The sequence below is a fragment of the Pseudomonas sp. JV245A genome, assembly GCF_032424515.1.
Classification (GTDB): domain Bacteria; phylum Pseudomonadota; class Gammaproteobacteria; order Pseudomonadales; family Pseudomonadaceae; genus Aquipseudomonas; species Aquipseudomonas protegens.
Map to the genome: position 1 here is coordinate 1 of NZ_VYKE01000105.1, position 20,308 is coordinate 20,308.

The window sequence follows — 20,308 nt, forward strand, 5'->3', positions numbered from 1 at the left end:
GCGCTCCGGCCATGCTGAATGCGGCCAATGAGGTGGCGGTATCGGCGTTTCTCGAGCGGCGCATCCGCTACCCGGAGATCGCGAGTATCATCGATGAGGTTTTAACCCGTGAGCCTGTGGTCGCAGTCAATGAACTCGACGCAGTGTTTGCGGCAGACGCCAGGGCTCGAGTCCTGGCGCAACAATGGTTGCAGCGTAACGGGCGATAGGATTCGCGACCGGGGCGAGTGGCGGCGAATAGGATTGCGGAGAAAGTAGATGAGCGCGCTCTATATGATTGTCGGCACCCTGGTAGCCCTGGGTGTGCTGGTCACCTTCCATGAATTCGGTCACTTCTGGGTCGCCCGTCGCTGTGGCGTCAAGGTTCTGCGCTTCTCCGTGGGCTTTGGCATGCCCTTGCTGCGCTGGCATGATCGTCGCGGCACCGAGTTCGTCATCGCCGCTATCCCGCTGGGCGGCTACGTGAAGATGCTGGATGAGCGTGAAGGCGAGGTAGCTGCCGAGGAGCTCGATCAGTCCTTCAACCGCAAGTCGGTTCGCCAGCGTATCGCGATTGTTGCTGCCGGTCCGATTGCCAACTTCCTCCTCGCACTGGTGTTTTTCTGGGCCCTGGCGATGCTGGGCAGCCAGCAGGTGCGGCCGGTCATCGGTGATGTAGAGGCTGGCAGTATTGCTGCCAAGGCCGGGCTCAGTGCCGGCCAGGAAATCGTCGCCATCGACGGCGAGCCGACTACCGGCTGGGCGGCCGTGAACCTGCAACTGGTGCGGCGCCTGGGTGAAAGCGGTGCACTGCAGGTGCTGGTGCGTGAGCAGGGCGCCACTGTGGATTCGCCGCGCCAGCTGGAATTGGACAAATGGTTGAAAGGGGCTGATGAGCCGGATCCGATTCGCTCCCTGGGCATTCGTCCGTGGCGTCCGGCCCTGCCTCCGGTGCTGGCTGAACTTGACCCCAAGGGCCCGGCCCAGGCCGCTGGCCTGAAAACCGGCGATCGTCTGTTGGCCCTTGATGGCCAGTCGCTCAATGACTGGCAGCAAGTGGTGGATTGGGTCCGTGTGCACCCTGATACGAAAATTGTGCTGCATGTCGAGCGCGATGGTGCTCAAATCGACGTCCCCGTGACCTTGGCCAGCCGCGGCGAAAGCAAAGCGCCAAATGGCTACCTGGGGGCCGGGGTGAAAGCGGTGGATTGGCCGCCGCAGATGCTTCGCGAGGTCAGCTACGGGCCGTTGGAGGCGATTGGTGAAGGGGCCCGACGGACCTGGACCATGAGCGTTCTGACCCTCGAATCGCTGAAGAAAATGTTGTTCGGCGAGCTCTCGGTAAAAAACTTGAGTGGACCGATAACCATTGCTAAAGTGGCGGGCGCTTCTGCCCAGTCGGGCATTGCTGATTTCTTGAATTTCCTTGCTTATCTGAGTATTAGCCTGGGTGTTCTGAATTTGTTGCCCATCCCGGTACTGGATGGGGGGCATTTGCTGTTTTATCTGATTGAGTGGGCGCGTGGTCGTCCCTTGTCGGATCGGGTGCAAGGTTGGGGGATACAGATCGGTATCAGCTTGGTGGTCGGAGTCATGCTGCTTGCTCTGGTCAACGATCTGGGTCGTCTGTAACGCTTCGCTGAATTGCGAATCTGCCGCATTTTGCGGCAGTTTGTTTATTGCCAGTTGGAATAAGAAAGGACTTCATGAAACGTCTGCTGCTAACTGCGGTTCTCACCGTATTGATGATCGCCGAAGTTCACGCCGAGTCCTTCACTATCTCCGATATCCGCGTCAACGGCCTCCAGCGCGTTTCCGCGGGTAGCGTCTTTGGTGCCTTGCCGTTGAACGTCGGCGAGCAGGCGGACGACCGTCGCCTGGTGGAATCCACTCGTGCGCTGTTCAAAACCGGTTTCTTTCAAGACATCCAGCTGGGCCGCGATGGCAACGTCCTGGTCATCACGGTAGTCGAACGTCCGTCGGTTGCCAGTATCGAGATCGAAGGCAACAAGGCGATCTCCACTGACGACCTGATGAAAGGGCTCAAGCAGTCCGGCCTGGCGGAAGGTGAAATCTTCCAGCGCGCGACCCTCGAAGGCGTGCGCAACGAGCTGCAGCGTCAGTATGTCGCTCAGGGCCGTTACTCGGCCACCGTTGAAACCGAAGTCGTGCCGCAGCCACGTAACCGGGTTGGCCTGAAGGTCAAGATCAACGAAGGCACAGTCGCAGCCATCCAGCACATCAACGTGGTAGGCAACACCGTCTTCCCCGATGAAGACCTGATCGGCCTGTTCGAACTCAAGACCACCAACTGGCTGTCGTTCTTCAAGAACGATGACAAGTACGCCCGTGAAAAACTCTCCGGTGACCTGGAGCGTCTGCGTTCCTACTATCTGGATCGTGGCTATATCAACATGGATATCGCCTCGACCCAGGTGTCCATCACCCCGGACAAGAAGCACGTCTACATCACCGTCAACGTCAACGAAGGCGAGAAGTACAGCGTTCGTGACGTGAAGCTCAGCGGTGACCTGAAAGTCCCTGAAGACCAGGTCAAGGCGCTGCTGCTGGTGGAGAAGGGCCAGGTGTTCTCGCGCAAGCTGATGACCACCACTTCCGAACTCATCACTCGCCGCCTGGGCAACGAGGGTTATACCTTCGCCAACGTGAACGGCGTGCCTCAGCCTCACGATGAAGACCACACCGTGGACATCACCTTTGTGGTGGACCCGGGCAAGCGTGCCTACGTCAACCGCATCAACTTCCGTGGCAACACCAAGTCCGAGGACGAAGTGCTGCGTCGCGAGATGCGCCAGATGGAAGGCGGCTGGGCTTCGACCTACCTGATCGATCAATCCAAGACTCGTCTTGAGCGCCTGGGCTTCTTCAAGGAAGTCAACGTCGAGACCCCGGCCGTGCCGGGTGTGGATGACCAGGTAGACGTGAACTACGCGGTTGAAGAACAAGCGTCCGGTTCGATCACCGCCAGCGTCGGTTTTGCCCAGAGCGCGGGCCTGATCCTCGGTGGTTCGATCACCCAGAACAACTTCCTGGGTACCGGTAACAAGGTCAGCATCGGCCTGACCCGCAGCGAATACCAGAGCCGCTACAACTTCGGCTACGTAGACCCCTACTGGACCGCCGATGGCGTGAGCCTGGGCTACAACGCCTTCTATCGCACCACTGACTACAAAGACCTCGACGTCGACGTGGCCAGCTATGCGGTGGACAGCCTGGGTGCCGGCGTCAGCGTGGGCTACCCGATCAGCGAGACTTCGCGTCTGACCTTCGGTCTGACTGCGCAGCAGGACAAGATCAAGACCGGCCTGTACACCGTCGACGAAATCTTCGACTTCGTGAACAAGCAGGGCGACAGCTACCTGAACTTCAAGGCCTCGGCCGGCTGGTCCGAATCGACCCTGAACAAAGGCGTATTGGCGACCCGCGGTCACTCGCAAAGCCTGGTGCTGGAAACCACCACCCCGGGCAGCGATCTGTCGTTCTTCAAGCTCGACTACCGTGGCCAGTTGTTCACGCCGTTGAGTGAGAACTACACCATGCGCTTCCATACCGAGCTGGGTTATGGCGACGGCTTTGGTGATACCAAGGGCTTGCCGTTCTACGAGAACTACTATGCTGGTGGCTTCAACTCGGTACGTGGCTTCAAGGACAGCACTCTGGGCCCACGCAGTACTCCTAGTCGTGGTGCTGGTGTAACCGGTAACGTCGGTACGGCTGCCGACCCGGACCAGGATCCACTGCCATTCGGCGGTAACGTATTGATCCAGGGTGGTGCCGAGTTGCTGTTCCCGTTGCCTTTCGTCAAGGATCAGCGCTCGCTGCGTACCTCCTTGTTCTGGGATGTGGGTAACGTCTTCAACTCTCGCTGTGAAAGCACGTCCAACACCATTGCGGCGTCGAACGTGAAAACGCAGTGCAACGATATCAGCCTGAGCAATCTGGCCAGTTCGGTTGGTGTCGGTGTGACTTGGGTCACCGCTCTGGGTCCATTGAGCTTCGCCCTGGCGATGCCGATCAAGAAACCGGATGACGCTGAAACCCAGGTGTTCCAATTCTCTCTCGGTCAGACTTTCTAATAGCCTGATCCAAGATAACGACAATGGATTTTGTAGGAGTGCATCGTGCGTAAGTTGACTCAATTGGTTCTCCTGGCCACCGTTCTGGTCGCGAGCCCGGCATTTGCCGAAATGAAAATCGCCGTCCTGAACTATCAGATGGCCCTGCTGGAATCTGACGCAGCCAAGAAGTACGCCGTGGATGCCGAGAAAAAGTTCGGTCCGCAGTTGACCAAGCTGAAGACTCTGGAAAGCAGCGCCAAAGGCATCCAGGACCGTCTGGTGGCCGGTGGCGACAAGATGCAGCAGGGCGAGCGTGAACGCCTGGAGCTCGAGTTCAAGCAAAAGGCCCGTGACTTCCAGTTCCAGTCCAAGGAGCTGAACGAAGCCAAAGCCGTTGCCGACCGCGAAATGCTCAAGCAGCTGAAGCCGAAGCTGGACAGCGCTGTGGAAGAAGTCATCAAGAAAGGCGGTTTCGACCTGGTCTTCGAGCGTGGCGCAGTGATTGATGTCAAACCTCAGTACGACATCACTCGCCAGGTTATCGAGCGTATGAATCAGCTGAAGTAAGCCATGACCGCGACCATAAAGCTCGGCCAGTTGGCCGAGTTCCTCGGCGCCACCTTGAGTGGCGACGGGGAGAAGGAAATCACTGGGCTAGCCACCTTGCAGGAGGCTGGCCCAGCTCAGTTGAGCTTTTTGGCAAATCCCCAGTACCGCAAGTACCTGGTGGATTGCCACGCCGGCGCGGTGCTGTTGAAGGCCGCGGATGCCGAAGCCTATGCCGGTGACGCACTGATAGTGGCCGATCCCTACCTGGCCTATGCGCGCATTTCCCATTTGTTCGATCCCAAGCCAAAGGCACAGGCAGGTGTTCATCCTTCTGCGGTGATTGCCGCTGATGCGCAGGTAGATCCTGCGGCCAGCATTGGCCCCTTTGCCGTGATCGAGAGCGGTGCGCGGATTGCTGCAGGTGTGACCATCGGCGCTCACTGCTTTATCGGCGCCCGTTGCGAAATCGGCGAAGGTGGCTGGCTGGCACCACGGGTGACCCTGTACCACGACGTGCGTATCGGCAAGCGTGTGGTCATTCAGTCAGGTGCTGTGCTGGGGGGTGAAGGCTTTGGTTTTGCCAATGAAAAAGGCGTCTGGCAGAAAATCGCCCAGATTGGCGGCGTGACCATCGGTGACGATGTGGAAATCGGCGTCAACACGGCGATCGACCGCGGTGCCCTGGCCGATACCGTCATTGGCAATGGCGTGAAGCTGGACAACCAGATCCAGATCGCCCACAACGTCCAGGTCGGTGATCACACCGCCATGGCTGCTTGTGTGGGGATCTCCGGCAGTACCAAGATCGGCAAGCACTGTATGCTCGCCGGTGGCGTGGGCCTGGTTGGGCATATCGATATTTGCGACAACGTATTCCTCACCGGGATGACCATGGTGACCCACTCGATTACCGAACCGGGCGCCTACTCTTCCGGTACGGCCATGCAGCCTGCTGCCGAGTGGCGCAAAAGCGCGGCACGCATCCGCCAGCTGGATGACCTTGCACGGCGCTTGCGTCAGTTGGAAAAGCGCGTTGGGGACGTGACCCCCGGCGGCAATGCTTCATCTGATGGCTGATACCATTTCCATATCAAGTGTGCACAGCCGCTAGACTGCCTCCTTGATTTGCTAGAGGAGCGTGCGTTAGTCGCGCGCTCCCACTCTTTACTACAGGCTTCCCCCCGAAATGATGGACATCAACGAGATTCGCGAATACTTGCCTCACCGTTACCCTTTCCTGTTGGTGGATCGGGTAGTGGACCTGGATGTTGAAGGCAAGTGCATTCGTGCCTACAAGAATGTCAGCATCAATGAACCGTTCTTCAATGGTCACTTCCCTGCGCACCCGATCATGCCGGGCGTGCTGATCATCGAGGCCATGGCTCAGGCTGCGGGCATTCTCGGTTTCAAGATGCTCGACGTGAAGCCCGCCGACGGCACCCTCTATTACTTCGTCGGTTCCGACAAGCTGCGCTTCCGCCAGCCGGTGCTGCCGGGCGACCAGCTGATCCTTGAAGCCAAGTTCATCAGCTGCAAGCGCCAGATCTGGAAGTTCGAATGCCAGGCTTCGGTCGACGGCAAGCCGGTGTGCTCTGCCGAGATCATCTGTGCGGAACGCAAACTATGAGTTTGATTGACCCTCGCGCAATCATCGATCCGACGGCCGTCCTGGCCGACGACGTTGAGGTTGGCCCGTGGTCGATCGTCGGCGCTGGTGTGGAAATCGGCGAGGGTACAGTGATCGGGCCCCATGTGATTCTCAAGGGCCCTACCCGGATCGGTAAGCACAACCGCATCTACCAGTTTTCGTCGGTAGGTGAGGACACGCCTGATCTGAAATACAAGGGCGAGGAAACCCGCCTGGTGATCGGTGACCACAACGTGATCCGCGAAGGCGTGACCATTCACCGTGGCACCGTCCAGGATCGTTCCGAAACCACTCTGGGTGATCACAACCTGGTCATGGCCTATGCCCACATCGGCCATGACAGTGTTATCGGTAACCACTGCATCCTGGTCAACAACACCGCCTTGGCCGGCCATGTGCATGTGGATGACTGGGCGATTCTCTCCGGTTTCACCCTGGTGCATCAGTATTGCCATATCGGCGCCCACAGCTTTTCCGGCATGGGCACCGCCATCGGCAAGGACGTGCCGGCATTCGTCACCGTATTCGGCAACCCCGCCGAAGCCCGCAGCATGAACTTCGAAGGCATGCGCCGTCGCGGCTTCAGCGAAGATGCGATCCACGCGCTGCGTCGTGCCTACAAGACGGTCTATCGCCAGGGGCTGACGGTTGATCAGGCCTTGGCCGAGCTGGCCGAGCCGGCTGCACAGTTCCCTGAAGTCGCGGTCTTTCGTGACTCGATCCAGTCCTCGACTCGCGGCATCACCCGTTAATCATGAGCACTCTGCGTATTGCGCTGGTGGCTGGCGAAGCCTCCGGCGACATTCTCGGCGCCGGTTTGATGCGAGCTCTCAAGGCTCAGCACCCGGCCGTCGAATTCATAGGGGTCGGTGGTCCGCTGATGGAGGCCGAAGGCCTTGTTTCCTACTTCCCCATGGAGCGCCTGGCGGTCATGGGGCTGGTAGAGGTGCTTGGGCGCCTGCGTGAGCTGCTGGCTCGACGCAAGAAGCTGATCCAGACCCTGATTGCTGAAAAGCCGGATGTGTTTATCGGTATCGATGCCCCGGATTTCACCCTGAATATCGAACTCAAGCTGCGTCAGGCCGGGATCAAGACCGTGCACTACGTCAGTCCTTCGGTCTGGGCCTGGCGGCAGAAGCGGGTGCTGAAGATCCGCGAAGGCTGCGACCTGATGCTGACCCTGTTCCCCTTCGAAGCCCGCTTCTATGAAGAGAAGGGGGTACCGGTGAAGTTCGTCGGTCACTCTCTGGCCGATGCCATTCCGCTGGAGGCCGATCGAGCCGCTGCACGCGCGGAGCTGGGGTTGCCAGAAGGGCCGTTGGTGGCCTTGATGCCCGGTAGTCGCGGTGGCGAAGTAGGGCGCCTGGGCGCCTTGTTCCTCGATGCCGCTCAGCGCCTGCGGGCCATGCGCCCCGGCGTGCGTTTCATCATGCCTTGCGCCAGCCCGGAGCGGCGGGTCCAGCTGGAGCAGTTGCTGGCCAATCGTGATCTGCCACTGACGTTGCTCGATGGCCAGTCCCACAAGGCGCTGGCTGCTTGCGATGCGGTGTTGATCGCCTCCGGTACCGCGACCCTGGAAGCCTTGCTCTACAAGCGCCCGATGGTCGTGGCTTATCGCCTGGCGCCGCTGACCTTCTGGATTCTCAAGCGCATGGTCAAGAGCCCGTACATTTCCCTGCCGAACCTGCTGGCCCAGCGCCTCCTGGTGCCTGAGCTGCTGCAGGACGATGCCACGGCCGATGCTCTGGCCCAGACCTTGTCGCCGCTGATCGAAGGTGGTGAAGAGCAGACTCGCGGCTTTGACGAGATCCACCGAACCTTGCGTCGCGACGCATCCAACCAGGCCGCGCAAGCCGTGCTTGGGCTGATCGGCAAATGACTGTGAGTAACCCGAAAATGCAAATGGGCCTGGATTTCACCCTGGTGGCGGACGCCGAGGACCTGGTGGCCGGGGTCGATGAGGTCGGCCGCGGCCCTTTGTGTGGTGCAGTGGTCACCGCGGCAGTGATTCTCGACCCGACGCGGCCGATTCTCGGCCTCAACGATTCGAAGAAGCTCACCGAAGCCCGGCGCGAGAAGCTGTTCGACGAAATCTGCGAGAAAGCCCTGAGCTGGTGCATCGCCCGGGCTGAGGTCGAGGAAATCGACGAGCTGAATATCCTCCATGCCACCATGTTGGCCATGCAGCGCGCGGTGGAGGGGCTGAGTGTGACCCCGAAGCTGGCGATGATCGATGGCAACCGTTGCCCGAAGCTGGCGATGCCGGCTGAAGCGGTGGTCAAGGGCGATAGCAAGGTTCCGGCGATTGCCGCGGCATCGATCCTGGCCAAGGTCAGCCGTGACCGAGAAATGGCCGCTTTCGAGCTGATCTATCCGGGATATGGCATCGGTGGCCACAAGGGCTACCCGACCCCGGTGCATCTGGAAGCCCTGGCCCGCCTGGGGCCGACACCGATTCACCGGCGCTCTTTCGCTCCGGTGCGGCAAGCCTACGAAGCCCGCGAGGCGCTGGGCGAGATTCAGTCCTGAGGCTGATGTTTTAGTCGAGGCCCGGTACAATCCGGGCCTTGTTGTTTTCGCGCTTATTACAGGATCACTATGCCGGCTTCATTCGTTCACCTGCGCCTGCACACTGAATATTCCCTGGTCGACGGTCTGGTGCGGATCAAGCCGCTGGTCAAGGCGCTGGCCGGCATGGGCATGCCGGCGGTGGCGGTCACCGACCAGAACAACATGTGTTCCCTGGTCAAGTTCTATAAAACCAGCATGGGGGCGGGGATCAAGCCGATCTGCGGCGCCGACCTGTGGCTGTCGAACAAGGACCCGGATAACCCCCTGAGCCGCATCAGCCTGCTGGTGATGAACGCCGTGGGTTATCGCAACCTGACCGAGCTGATTTCCCGCGGCTTCATCGATGGCCAGCGCAACGGCCAGATCATCATCGAGCGTGAGTGGGTGGCGGAGGCCGCGGAAGGCCTGATCATGCTCTCGGCGGCCAAGGAGGGCGAGATCGGCATGGCCCTGATCGCCGGCGATCTCGAGGTTGCCGAGACCCTGGCCCGGGAGTGGATGGCCGTATTCCCCGAGCGCTTCTACCTGGAAGTGCAGCGTACCAACCGCCCCAACGACGAAGAGCAATTGCACGCCGCGGTGGCCCTGGCCGACAAGATCGGCGCGCCGCTGGTGGCTACCAACGACGTGCGTTTCATCAAGCAGGAAGACTTCGAAGCCCACGAAACCCGGGTTTGCATCGGTGAAGGCCGGGCCCTGGACGATCCGCGCCGCTCAAAGAACTACAGCGACCAGCAGTACCTGAAAAGCGCCGAAGAAATGGCCGAGCTGTTCAGTGACCTGCCCGAGGCGCTGGAAAACACTGTCGAGATCGCCAAACGCTGCAACATCGAGGTCAAGCTGGGCAAGCACTTCTTGCCTGACTACCCGATTCCCGATGGCATGACCATCGATGAGTATTTTCGCAAGGTTTCCTTCGACGGCCTGGAAGAGCGCCTCAGCGTGCTGCTGCCCAAGGACACCACCGAGGACTACGAGGCCAAGCGTCAGGTCTACGTCGACCGGCTGAATTTCGAACTGGATATCATCATCCAGATGGGCTTCCCCGGTTACTTCCTGATCGTTATGGACTTTATCCAGTGGGCCAAGAGCAACGGCGTACCGGTAGGTCCGGGCCGGGGGTCGGGTGCCGGTTCCCTGGTGGCCTATGTGCAGAAGATCACTGACCTCGATCCGCTGGAATACGACCTGCTGTTCGAACGTTTCCTTAACCCGGAACGGGTCTCCATGCCCGACTTCGACGTCGACTTCTGCATGGACGGTCGCGACCGGGTGATCGACTACGTGGCCGAGAAATACGGCCGCAACGCGGTGAGCCAGATCATCACCTTCGGTTCCATGGCGGCCAAGGCGGTGGTCCGTGACGTGGCGCGGGTGCAGGGCAAGTCCTACGGCTTGGCCGACCGTCTGTCGAAGATGATCCCCTTCGAAGTCGGCATGACCCTGGAAAAAGCCTACGAGCAAGAGGAGATCCTGCGGGACTTCATCAAGGTCGATGAAGAGGCGGCGGAAATCTGGGAGATGGCGCGCAAGCTCGAGGGCGTGGTGCGCAACGTCGGTAAACACGCCGGGGGCGTGGTGATCGCGCCCACCAAGCTTACCGACTTCTCGCCGATCTACTGCGACGAAGAAGGCGGCGGCCTGGTGACCCAGTTCGACAAGGATGACGTCGAGGCTGCTGGCCTGGTGAAGTTCGACTTCCTCGGTCTGCGGACCCTGACCATCATCGACTGGGCGCTGAAAACCATTAACCGCGACCGCGCCAAGGTCGGCGAGGAACCGCTGGATATCGCCTTTATTCCGCTGGACGACAAGCCGACCTACAGCCTGTTGCAGAAAGCTGAAACCACCGCGGTATTCCAGCTTGAATCCCGGGGCATGAAGGAGCTGATCAAGAAGCTCAAGCCCGACTGCCTGGAAGACCTGATCGCACTGGTGGCCCTGTTCCGTCCGGGGCCGCTGCAATCGGGCATGGTGGATGACTTCATCAACCGCAAGCACGGCCGCGCCGAACTGGCCTACCCGCACCCGGACTATCAGTACGACGGCCTGCAGCCGGTACTGGCACCGACCTACGGCATCATCCTGTACCAGGAACAGGTGATGCAGATTGCCCAGGTCATGGCCGGCTACACCCTGGGCGGTGCGGACATGCTGCGTCGAGCCATGGGTAAGAAAAAGCCCGAGGAGATGGCCAAGCAGCGTGGCGGCTTCATTGAGGGTTGCGCCAGCAACAACATCGATGCGGACCTGGCGGGCAACATCTTCGACCTGGTGGAAAAGTTCGCCGGCTACGGCTTCAACAAATCCCACTCCGCCGCCTACGGCCTGGTGTCGTACCAGACCGCCTGGCTCAAGGCGCACTACCCGGCGCCGTTCATGGCGGCGGTACTCTCCGCGGATATGCACAACACCGACAAGGTCGTGACCTTGATCGAGGAAGTGCGGATCATGAAGTTGCGCCTCGACGCGCCGGACGTGAACACCTCCGAGTTCAAGTTCACGGTGAACGACGAAGGTCGCATCGTCTACGGCCTGGGCGCGATCAAGGGCGTCGGCGAGGGGCCGGTGGAAGCCATCACCGAAGCCCGCGAGGAAGGCCCTTTCAAGGATCTGTTCGATTTCTGCGCCAGGGTCGACCTCAAGCGCATCAACAAGCGGACCCTGGACGGCTTGATTCGAAGCGGCGCCCTGGACCGCCTGGGGCCGCACTTCTTCGATGAGCCCAAGGCCTACCAGGCCAATATCGACCAGAACCGCGCCGTGCTGCTGGCGGCCATGGAAGAAGCGATCAAGGCCGCGGAGCAGACCGCCCGTACCCACGACAGCGGCCACGCCGATCTGTTCGGCGGGGTCTTCGTCGATGAGGATGCGGATGTCTACGCCAACCATCGCAAGGCCAAGGAACTGACCCTCAAGGAACGCCTGAAAGGCGAGAAAGACACCCTGGGGCTGTACCTGACCGGGCACCCGATCGACGAATACGAAGGCGAGATCCGTCGTTTCGCCCGCCAGCGCATCATCGACCTGAAGCCGGCCCGGGATACCCAGACCGTGGCTGGCATGATCATCGCCCTGCGGGTGATGAAGAATAAAAAGGGCGACAAGATGGGCTTCATCACCCTCGACGACCGCTCGGGGCGGATCGAAGCCTCGCTGTTTGCCGATGCGTTCCACTCGGCGCAGTCGCTGCTGCAGACCGACGCCATGGTGGTGGTGGAGGGCGAGGTCAGCAACGACGACTTCTCCGGCGGCCTGCGCCTGCGGGTCAAGCGGGTGATGAGCATGGAGGATGCGCGGACCAACCTGGCGGAAAGCCTGCGCCTGAAGATCCACAGCGATGCCCTGAAGGGCGATCAGCTACGCTGGCTGGGTGATCTGTTCAAGCGCCACCGCGGCGCATGCCCGATCACCATGGAGTACACCCGGGATGACGCCAAGGCCCTGCTGCAGTTTGGCGAGAACTGGCGGATCGATCCGGCGGACAGCTTGATTCAAGCCCTGCGTGACCAGTTCGGGCGAGACAACGTCTTCCTCCAATACCGTTGACGGTGAGGTGCCATCATTGCGCCTCATCGTCACTTGAATTTTTAATCTCGACCTCAACGCGTCCGTCCCTTAAGGTAGGGCGCGAATAGACAACCGGCCGGCCCAAGCTCCCTTGGACGTCGAGCCCAGACGGACGCCTATGAACCCGAATTTTCTTGATTTCGAACAGCCGATCGCCGACCTGCAAGCCAAGATCGAAGAGTTGCGCTTGGTCGGTAATGACAATTCGCTGAATATCGGCGATGAGATTTCCCGCCTGCAGGACAAGAGCAACACCCTGACCGAGGACATCTTCGGCAAGCTCACCAGCTGGCAGATCGCACGTCTGGCGCGGCACCCGCGTCGCCCGTACACCCTGGACTACATCCAGCACATCTTCACCGAGTTCGACGAGCTGCATGGCGATCGCCACTTCTCTGACGACGCCGCCATCGTAGGCGGCGTTGCTCGCCTGGACGAGCAGCCGGTAATGATCATCGGGCACCAGAAAGGCCGTGAAGTACGCGAAAAGGTCCGCCGCAACTTCGGCATGCCGCGTCCGGAAGGCTACCGCAAGGCCTGCCGCCTGATGGAAATGGCCGAGCGCTTCAAGATGCCGATCCTGACCTTCATCGACACTCCGGGCGCCTATCCGGGCATCGACGCTGAAGAGCGCAACCAGAGCGAGGCCATTGCCTGGAACCTGCGAGTCATGGCGCGCCTGAAGACTCCGATCATCGCCACCGTGATCGGTGAAGGTGGTTCTGGCGGTGCCTTGGCCATCGGTGTCTGTGACCAGTTGAACATGCTGCAGTACTCCACCTACGCGGTGATCTCGCCGGAAGGCTGCGCATCGATCCTGTGGAAAACCTCGGAAAAGGCTGCCGATGCCGCCGAAGCCATGGGTATTACCGCCGAGCGCCTCAAAGGCCTGGGTATTGTCGACAAGGTCATCGGCGAGCCATTGGGCGGTGCCCATCGGGATCCGGCTGCCGCAGCGGCCTCGATCCGTGCCGAACTCAGCACGCAGCTGGCCATGCTCAAGGAAATGGACAACGACACCTTGCTGGCCCGTCGCTATGACCGCCTGATGAGCTACGGTCTCTGATCGAGCACTGCCTCCCCTTGTAGGGGCACGCTCGTTCGCGACCCAGGCGCCGCCATCGATTCGATGGCGGCGTTGTTGCTTATGCGGGCAAGCAGTACGCCACCCGGCCGCTCCTACAGGTCTTGAACACGTCATGAACGCTCTCTCCGCCAAACTACTGCAAAGCCTCGCGCCCTGGCGCGACTCCAGGAGTTGGCGCGTGGCTTTCTCCGGTGGCCTGGATTCCACCGTCCTGTTGCATCTGCTCGCCGATCTGGCGCAGCACCATCGCCTTCCTCCACTTTCGGCTGTGCATATCCATCATGGGCTTCAGGCTGCGGCCGACGCTTGGCCGGAGCATTGTCAGGCCTTCTGTGATGCGCTGGGGGTGCCGCTGCAGGTGCTTCGCGTCCAGGTGCCAGCCGGTGCCAGCCTGGAGCGCGCCGCCCGCGAGGCACGCTATGGCGCTTTCGCACGGCTCACGGCGAGCACTGAAGTGCTGCTGACGGCGCAGCATCGTGACGACCAGGCGGAAACGCTGCTGTTCCGCCTGCTGCGCGGTGCCGGAGTCAGGGGCTTGTCGGCAATGCCGTCAGCGCGGCCATTGGGCGACGGGCACCTGCTGCGACCCTTGCTTGATGTGTCACGTGCCGAACTGCAGTGCTACGCCGTGGAGCATCAGTTGAGCTGGGTCGAAGACCCGTCCAACGCCGATCATCAGTATTCGCGCAATTACCTGCGCCACCAGGTCATGCCGGCGATTACCGCGCGCTGGCCCCAGGCGGCACTCAGCATGAGCCGCAGCGCCGCGCACTTGAATGAAGCCCAGGGCCTGCTCGATGAGCTGGCGCTCATGGATCTGGATGCAGCCCGCGGTGCTAGCGTCTGGCCCTGGCTGGATCTGCCCTCACTGGCTCTGGCACCTTTGCAGTCTTTGTCGGGCGCGCGCCAACGCAATGCCTTGAGCCATTGGTTGAGCCGGTTTGGCCGTTTGCCGGATACCGATCACTGGCGTGGCTGGGACAGCCTGCGAGATGCGGGTGCCGAAGGGCGACCGGTGTGGCGTTTGGCCGATGGCGAGTTGCATCGTGCGGCAGGGCGAGTCTGGTGGCTGTCCGGCAGCTGGCTGCAACCGGTCGACGGACGGTTGCAGTGGCTCGATCCGCAAAAGCCCTTGCATCTGCCGGGCAACGGTCAGGTGTCGTTCCCTGGGCCAGTGCCGACCGGGTCGCTGCATATCCGCTATCGCCAGGGGGGCGAGATCATGCACCTGGCCGGCCGCGGCCATCGGGACTTGAAGCGTTTGCTCAATGAAAGCGGGCTGCCGGGTTTCGTCCGTGGCAGATTGCCGCTGCTGTATCAGGACGACCGCTTGCTCGCGGTGGCGAACCTGCCGGCACTTGCGACAAACCCCCAGGGTGGCTGGCCATTGCAATGGCTGCCACCAACCAGCGATCAAGGTTTGAGCTGAAAGGGGCTTTCCGGTAGACTACGCTCCCTTCTTGATACAACTTCTGTGGATTCGCCTGAATTGCAGGAGTTGCCGATTACCAAGCAGTCTTTGCTGGGCGATTCCAAAAAATGTGTAGCGAGCAACCTACCGGTGTTTTTGCATCCGGTCTGTCACCACGCGGCGGTTTTTTTGAAAGGTGCACTGTGATTAATGCAGGTGATCGGGGGCTTCGGCCTTCCTTCGCTTTCCCCGGCGGCACTGACCGCTTTAACGCAGACTTCTAGGGTTTTTCATGACGCGCTACATATTCGTCACGGGCGGTGTTGTTTCTTCATTGGGGAAAGGCATTGCCTCGGCTTCATTGGCGGCCATCCTGGAGGCGCGGGGGCTTAAGGTCACCATGCTCAAGCTGGACCCGTACATCAACGTCGACCCGGGCACCATGAGCCCGTTCCAGCACGGTGAAGTGTTCGTCACCCACGACGGCGCCGAGACCGACCTGGACCTGGGCCACTACGAGCGGTTCATCCGCACGACCATGACCCAGAACAACAACTTCACCACCGGCCGCGTGTACGAGCACGTGCTGCGCAAGGAGCGCCGTGGTGATTATCTGGGTGCCACCATCCAGGTGATTCCGCACATCACCGACGAGATCAAGCGTCGCATCATCAAGGGCGCCGGCGATGCCGACGTGGCCCTGGTGGAAATCGGCGGTACTGTGGGTGACATCGAGTCGCAACCGTTCCTCGAAGCCATCCGTCAACTGCGTGTGGAAGTCGGTTCCAAGCGCGCGATGCTGATGCACCTGACGCTGGTTCCGTACATCGCCACCGCTGGCGAGACCAAGACCAAGCCGACCCAGCACTCGGTAAAAGAGCTGCGTTCGATCGGCTTGCAGCCGGACGTGCTGATCTGCCGCTCCGACCATCCGGTGGATGTGTCGTCGCGCCGCAAGATCGCGCTGTTCACCAACGTTGAAGAGCGTGCGGTGATCTCCCTGGAAGACGTCGACACCATCTACAAGATCCCGGCCGTGCTGCACGCCCAGGGCCTGGACGATTTCGTCGTCGAGCGTTTCGGCCTGCAGTGCAACGGTGCTGACCTGTCCGAGTGGGAAAAAGTGGTGGACGCCAAGCTCAACCCAGAGCACGAAGTCACCATCGCCATGGTCGGCAAGTACATGGAACTGCTGGACGCCTACAAGTCGCTGATCGAAGCGATGAGTCATGCCGGCATTACCAACCGTACCAAGGTCAACCTGCGCTACATCGATTCCGAAGACATCGAGAACCAGGGCACCGCGCTGCTGGAAGGCGTCGACGCGATCCTGGTTCCAGGCGGTTTCGGCCTGCGTGGCGTGGAAGGCAAGATCACCGCGGTGCAATACGCTCGCGAGAACAAGGTGCCGTACCTGGGTATCTGCCTGGGCATGCAAGTGGCGGTCATCGAGTTCGCCCGTAATGTCATGGGCTGGAAAGACGCCAACTCCACCGAGTTCGATCGCACCAGCGGCCATCCGGTCGTCGGCCTGATCACCGAGTGGGAAGACGCCACCGGTGCCGTTGAAGTGCGTACCGAAGCTTCCGACCTGGGCGGCACCATGCGTCTGGGCGCTCAGGAATGCTTGCTGGAAGCGGGCTCCAAGGTCCACGACTGCTACGCCAAGGACGTGATCATCGAGCGTCACCGTCACCGCTACGAAGTGAACAACAAGCTGCTGCCGCAACTGATCGAAGCTGGCCTGAAGATCTCCGGTCGCTCGGGTGACGGCGCGCTGGTTGAAGTGGTCGAGGCCCAGGATCATCCATGGTTCGTCGCTTGCCAGTTCCACCCCGAGTTCACCTCGACTCCCCGTGACGGCCACCCACTGTTCAGCGGTTTCGTCAAAGCAGCATTGGCTCAACACCAGAAGAAGGCGTGACCCTGATGGCGCAGAAGATCATCCGCGTAGGCAACATCGAGATCGCCAACGACAAGCCGATGGTGCTGTTCGGCGGCATGAACGTGCTGGAAAGCCGCGACATGGCGATGCAGGTCTGTGAAGAATACGTGCGGGTCACCGAGAAGCTCGGTATCCCCTACGTGTTCAAGGCCAGTTTCGACAAGGCCAACCGTTCGTCGGTGACCTCCTACCGTGGCCCGGGCCTGGAAGAAGGCATGCGGATTTTCGAAGACGTGAAGCAGGCCTTTGGCGTGCCGATCATCACTGACGTCCACGAGCCGGCCCAGGCTGCCGTGGTCGCCGAAGTCTGCGACATCATCCAGCTGCCGGCCTTCCTTTCGCGGCAGACCGACCTGGTGGTGGCCATGGCCAAGACCGGCGCGGTGATCAACATCAAGAAAGCCCAGTTCCTCGCACCCCAGGAAATGAAACACATCCTGAGCAAGTGCGAAGAGGCGGGCAACGATCAGTTGATCCTCTGCGAGCGCGGTTCCAGCTTCGGCTACAACAACCTGGTCGTGGACATGCTCGGCTTCGGCATCATGAAGCAGTTCGAATACCCGGTGTTCTTCGATGTGACCCACGCCCTGCAGATGCCGGGTGGTCGCGCCGACTCCGCTGGCGGTCGCCGGGCCCAGGTCACCGACCTGGCCAAGGCCGGCATGAGCCAGTCTCTTGCCGGGCTGTTCCTCGAAGCCCATCCGGATCCGGACAACGCCAAGTGCGACGGTCCTTGCGCCCTGCGCCTGGACAAGCTCGAGCCGTTCCTGGCCCAGCTCAAGGCCCTGGACGAGCTGGTCAAGAGTTTTCCGACGGTAGAAACCGCGTAAAACCGATTTCTCCGGTAAAGTACCGCACGATTATTGCTCAGGCCCCCGGGCCTGAGCCTTATCGTCTGCAAGACTGCCCGCTTTCCCCGCCTTGCCGACGGTAAAAGATTTCCTACAGCTGCGTCGTTTTCGTCAACTTTGGAGTGTTTACAACAATGGCAAAAATCGTCGACATCAAAGGTCGTGAAGTTCTCGACTCCCGTGGCAACCCCACTGTCGAAGCGGACGTGCTTCTCGACAACGGCATCATCGGCAGTGCATGCGCGCCGTCCGGTGCTTCCACCGGCTCGCGCGAAGCGCTGGAGCTGCGTGATGGCGACAAGAGCCGTTACCTGGGCAAGGGCGTGCTCAAGGCGGTAGCCAACATCAACGGTCCGATCCGCGACCTGCTGCTGGGTAAGGACCCGATCGATCAGAAGGCCCTGGATCAGGCCATGATCAAGCTCGACGGTACCGAGAACAAGGCCACCCTGGGCGCCAACGCGATCCTCGCCGTGTCCCTGGCTGCTGCCAAGGCCGCCGCTCAGGACCAGGACCTGCCGCTGTACGCCCACATCGCCAACCTCAATGGCACTCCGGGCGTCTACTCGATGCCGGTACCGATGATGAACATCATCAACGGTGGCGAGCACGCCGATAACAACGTCGACATCCAGGAGTTCATGGTGCAGCCGGTTGGCGCCAAGTCCTTCTCGGAAGGCCTGCGCATGGGCACTGAAATCTTCCATCACCTCAAAGCCGTGCTGAAGGCCCGTGGCCTGAACACCGCAGTGGGTGACGAAGGCGGTTTTGCACCGAACCTGGCTTCCAACGAAGACGCTCTGAAAGTGATCTCCGAAGCCGTGGCCAACGCCGGTTACACCCTGGGCACCGACGTGACCCTGGCCCTGGACTGCGCTGCCAGCGAATTCTATGAAGATGGCAAGTACAACCTGTCCGGCGAAGGCCAGGTGTTCACCGCCGAAGGTTTCGCCGAGTACCTCAAAGGCCTGACCCAGCGCTACCCGATCATCTCCATCGAAGACGGCCTGGACGAGTCCGACTGGGCCGGCTGGAAAATCCTTACCGACAAGATCGGCGAGAAGGTTCAACTGGTCGGCGACGACCTGTTCGTGACCAACACCAAGATCCTGAAAGAAGGCATCGACAAGAAGATCGCCAACTCGATCCTGATCAAGTTCAACCAGATCGGCACCCTGACCGAAACCCTGGAGGCCATCCAGATGGCCAAGGCTGCCGGCTACACTGCGGTGATCTCCCACCGTTCCGGTGAAACCGAAGATTCGACCATCGCCGACCTGGCCGTGGGTACCTCGGCTGGCCAGATCAAGACCGGCTCCCTGTGCCGTTCCGACCGCGTTTCCAAGTACAACCAATTGCTGCGTATCGAAGAGCAATTGAACGGCAAGGCCAAGTACAACGGTCGCGGTGAGTTTCGCGGCTAAGCAGTAGATGGTAAAAAGACACCGGATTGTGTCGGGAAAATCGCTACAGCGAGTTTTTTGCCACTAATCTGATGCCTTAAGAGCACAAGCCTGGGTCTTCCAGGCTTCGTGCTATCAGTAGGTCCGAAGTTGTTGGCATGGCTGTCTTTTTTCACTGGATACCCGATATTCGATGCGCAGTCCCAATTGGTTGTTCCTGGTCTTGCTCTTGCTGCTGGCTGGCTTGCAGTACCGCCTGTGGGTGGGGAACGGCAGCTTGGCCCAGGTTGCTGACCTGACTCAGCAGATTGCCGACCAGCACGCTGAAAACGAGCGTTTGCTGGAACGAAATCGCGTACTCGATGCGGAAGTCATGGAGCTGAAAAAAGGCATGGAGACCGTGGAAGAACGGGCTCGTCATGAGTTGGGTATGGTCAAGGAGGGTGAAACCCTCTACCAGTTGGCCCAATGAGCGACGTATTGCCGGCCTTCTGGGCCGTGATTCCTGCCGCGGGCGTTGGTGCCCGCATGGCCGCGGACCGCCCCAAGCAGTACCTGCAACTGGGTGGACGCACAATTCTTGAACACAGCCTGGGCTGCTTTCTCGACCACCCCGGCCTCAAGGGGCTGGTGGTCAGCCTGGCGGTTGATGATCCTTACTGGCCGGCCCTGGCTTGCGCCCATGATTCGCGGATCCAGCGGGTCGACGGTGGTGCTGAGCGTTCCGGCTCGGTGCTCAATGCCTTGCTCCATCTGCACGCCCAGGGCGCTGCCGATGACGACTGGGTGCTGGTTCACGATGCCGCCCGGCCCAATCTTTCCCGGGATGACCTGGACAAACTGCTGGGTGAGTTGGTGGATGACCCGGTGGGGGGGCTGCTCGCAGTTCCGGCCCGGGACACCCTGAAACGTGTGGACAAGCACGGTCGAGTGCTGGAAACCGTTGACCGCAGTTTGATCTGGCAAGCCTACACACCGCAGATGTTCCGCCTCGGTGCCCTGCATCGTGCCCTGGCCGACAGCCTGGTGGCCGATGTGGCGATTACCGATGAAGCTTCGGCGATGGAATGGGCCGGCCAGGCGCCGCGCCTGATCGAAGGCCGCTCGGATAACCTCAAGGTCACCCGTCCCGAAGACCTGGAATGGTTGCGCCAGCGCTGGTCCAACCGCCGCTGACTGCTGGCTTGCGCTGCACCTTGTAGCTGCTGGTGCAGG

At 60.7% G+C, this 20,308-nt stretch carries 16 protein-coding genes and 1 pseudogene; all 17 read left to right on the top strand.

Translation table 11 applies throughout. The annotated features are described in order from the left end of the window. A pseudogene (locus tag F6S12_RS22820) lies at window positions 1–209 on the top strand (1-deoxy-D-xylulose-5-phosphate reductoisomerase); the annotation flags it as partial. A gap of 49 nt (window positions 210–258) precedes the next feature. After that, on the top strand, window positions 259–1,611 hold the full coding sequence (rseP, locus tag F6S12_RS22825; RefSeq protein ID WP_065364548.1) for a sigma E protease regulator RseP: 1,353 nt from the start codon (window positions 259–261) through the stop codon (window positions 1,609–1,611). A 74-nt stretch (window positions 1,612–1,685) separates the two neighbouring features. After that, a complete protein-coding gene (bamA, locus tag F6S12_RS22830) occupies window positions 1,686–4,076 on the top strand; it encodes an outer membrane protein assembly factor BamA (RefSeq protein ID WP_125062631.1) in 2,391 nt (796 codons plus the stop codon). Window positions 4,077–4,121: 45 nt separating this feature from the next. After that, the gene (locus F6S12_RS22835; RefSeq protein ID WP_011059533.1) at window positions 4,122–4,625 is read left to right on the top strand and encodes an OmpH family outer membrane protein; all 504 of its coding nucleotides are present in this window, start codon (window positions 4,122–4,124) and stop codon (window positions 4,623–4,625) included. A gap of 3 nt (window positions 4,626–4,628) precedes the next feature. Then, a complete protein-coding gene (lpxD, locus tag F6S12_RS22840) occupies window positions 4,629–5,684 on the top strand; it encodes a UDP-3-O-(3-hydroxymyristoyl)glucosamine N-acyltransferase (protein WP_123473867.1) in 1,056 nt (351 codons plus the stop codon). Window positions 5,685–5,793: 109 nt separating this feature from the next. Continuing rightward, complete coding sequence (gene fabZ / locus F6S12_RS22845) at window positions 5,794–6,234, top strand: 3-hydroxyacyl-ACP dehydratase FabZ (RefSeq protein ID WP_007924058.1); 441 nt, start codon at window positions 5,794–5,796, stop codon at window positions 6,232–6,234. Further along, window positions 6,231–7,007 carry an acyl-ACP--UDP-N-acetylglucosamine O-acyltransferase gene (lpxA, locus tag F6S12_RS22850; RefSeq protein ID WP_011059535.1) on the top strand — a complete coding sequence of 259 codons (777 nt, stop codon included), beginning with the start codon at window positions 6,231–6,233 and terminating at the stop codon, window positions 7,005–7,007. The genes fabZ and lpxA overlap by 4 nt, the downstream gene beginning before the upstream one ends. A 2-nt stretch (window positions 7,008–7,009) precedes the next feature. Then, window positions 7,010–8,134 carry a lipid-A-disaccharide synthase gene (lpxB, locus tag F6S12_RS22855; RefSeq protein WP_015634335.1) on the top strand — a complete coding sequence of 375 codons (1,125 nt, stop codon included), beginning with the start codon at window positions 7,010–7,012 and terminating at the stop codon, window positions 8,132–8,134. 17 nt (window positions 8,135–8,151) lie between these two features. Further along, entirely contained in the window at window positions 8,152–8,784 is a 633-nt protein-coding gene (gene rnhB, locus F6S12_RS22860; protein ID WP_015634336.1) for a ribonuclease HII, read from the top strand. 69 nt (window positions 8,785–8,853) lie between these two features. Further along, complete coding sequence (dnaE, locus tag F6S12_RS22865; protein WP_053149264.1) at window positions 8,854–12,375, top strand: DNA polymerase III subunit alpha; 3,522 nt, start codon at window positions 8,854–8,856, stop codon at window positions 12,373–12,375. A gap of 139 nt (window positions 12,376–12,514) precedes the next feature. Next, complete coding sequence (locus F6S12_RS22870; RefSeq protein WP_011059539.1) at window positions 12,515–13,462, top strand: acetyl-CoA carboxylase carboxyltransferase subunit alpha; 948 nt, start codon at window positions 12,515–12,517, stop codon at window positions 13,460–13,462. Window positions 13,463–13,595: 133 nt separating this feature from the next. After that, window positions 13,596–14,912, top strand: coding sequence for a tRNA lysidine(34) synthetase TilS (gene tilS / locus F6S12_RS22875; RefSeq protein WP_152685983.1), 1,317 nt, complete (start codon window positions 13,596–13,598; stop codon window positions 14,910–14,912). Window positions 14,913–15,186: 274 nt separating this feature from the next. Continuing rightward, window positions 15,187–16,818, top strand: a complete 1,632-nt coding sequence (locus tag F6S12_RS22880) for a CTP synthase (RefSeq protein WP_011059541.1) — start codon at window positions 15,187–15,189, stop codon at window positions 16,816–16,818. A 5-nt stretch (window positions 16,819–16,823) separates the two neighbouring features. Further along, a complete protein-coding gene (kdsA, locus tag F6S12_RS22885) occupies window positions 16,824–17,669 on the top strand; it encodes a 3-deoxy-8-phosphooctulonate synthase (protein ID WP_011059542.1) in 846 nt (281 codons plus the stop codon). Window positions 17,670–17,824: 155 nt separating this feature from the next. Then, a complete protein-coding gene (gene eno, locus F6S12_RS22890) occupies window positions 17,825–19,114 on the top strand; it encodes a phosphopyruvate hydratase (protein WP_011059543.1) in 1,290 nt (429 codons plus the stop codon). Window positions 19,115–19,286: 172 nt separating this feature from the next. Next, window positions 19,287–19,565: a cell division protein FtsB gene (gene ftsB, locus F6S12_RS22895; protein WP_011059544.1), complete on the top strand. Its 279-nt coding sequence runs from the start codon at window positions 19,287–19,289 to the stop codon at window positions 19,563–19,565. Beyond that, window positions 19,562–20,269 carry a 2-C-methyl-D-erythritol 4-phosphate cytidylyltransferase gene (ispD, locus tag F6S12_RS22900; RefSeq protein WP_152685984.1) on the top strand — a complete coding sequence of 236 codons (708 nt, stop codon included), beginning with the start codon at window positions 19,562–19,564 and terminating at the stop codon, window positions 20,267–20,269. The genes ftsB and ispD overlap by 4 nt, the downstream gene beginning before the upstream one ends. Window positions 20,270–20,308: the final 39 nt, after the last annotated feature.

Excerpts from the sequence above, each read along its gene's own strand:
- kdsA (WP_011059542.1), top strand. The coding sequence starts at position 16,824 with ATGGCGCAGAAGATCATCCGCGTAGGCAACATCGAGATCGCCAACGAC.
- ispD (WP_152685984.1), top strand. The coding sequence starts at position 19,562 with ATGAGCGACGTATTGCCGGCCTTCTGGGCCGTGATTCCTGCCGCGGGC.
- rnhB (WP_015634336.1), top strand. The coding sequence starts at position 8,152 with ATGCAAATGGGCCTGGATTTCACCCTGGTGGCGGACGCCGAGGACCTG.
- lpxA (WP_011059535.1), top strand. The coding sequence starts at position 6,231 with ATGAGTTTGATTGACCCTCGCGCAATCATCGATCCGACGGCCGTCCTG.
- ftsB (WP_011059544.1), top strand. The coding sequence starts at position 19,287 with ATGCGCAGTCCCAATTGGTTGTTCCTGGTCTTGCTCTTGCTGCTGGCT.
- lpxD (WP_123473867.1), top strand. The coding sequence starts at position 4,629 with ATGACCGCGACCATAAAGCTCGGCCAGTTGGCCGAGTTCCTCGGCGCC.
- dnaE (WP_053149264.1), top strand. The coding sequence starts at position 8,854 with ATGCCGGCTTCATTCGTTCACCTGCGCCTGCACACTGAATATTCCCTG.
- lpxB (WP_015634335.1), top strand. The coding sequence starts at position 7,010 with ATGAGCACTCTGCGTATTGCGCTGGTGGCTGGCGAAGCCTCCGGCGAC.
- F6S12_RS22870 (WP_011059539.1), top strand. The coding sequence starts at position 12,515 with ATGAACCCGAATTTTCTTGATTTCGAACAGCCGATCGCCGACCTGCAA.
- bamA (WP_125062631.1), top strand. The coding sequence starts at position 1,686 with ATGAAACGTCTGCTGCTAACTGCGGTTCTCACCGTATTGATGATCGCC.
- eno (WP_011059543.1), top strand. The coding sequence starts at position 17,825 with ATGGCAAAAATCGTCGACATCAAAGGTCGTGAAGTTCTCGACTCCCGT.
- rseP (WP_065364548.1), top strand. The coding sequence starts at position 259 with ATGAGCGCGCTCTATATGATTGTCGGCACCCTGGTAGCCCTGGGTGTG.
- F6S12_RS22880 (WP_011059541.1), top strand. The coding sequence starts at position 15,187 with ATGACGCGCTACATATTCGTCACGGGCGGTGTTGTTTCTTCATTGGGG.
- tilS (WP_152685983.1), top strand. The coding sequence starts at position 13,596 with ATGAACGCTCTCTCCGCCAAACTACTGCAAAGCCTCGCGCCCTGGCGC.
- fabZ (WP_007924058.1), top strand. The coding sequence starts at position 5,794 with ATGATGGACATCAACGAGATTCGCGAATACTTGCCTCACCGTTACCCT.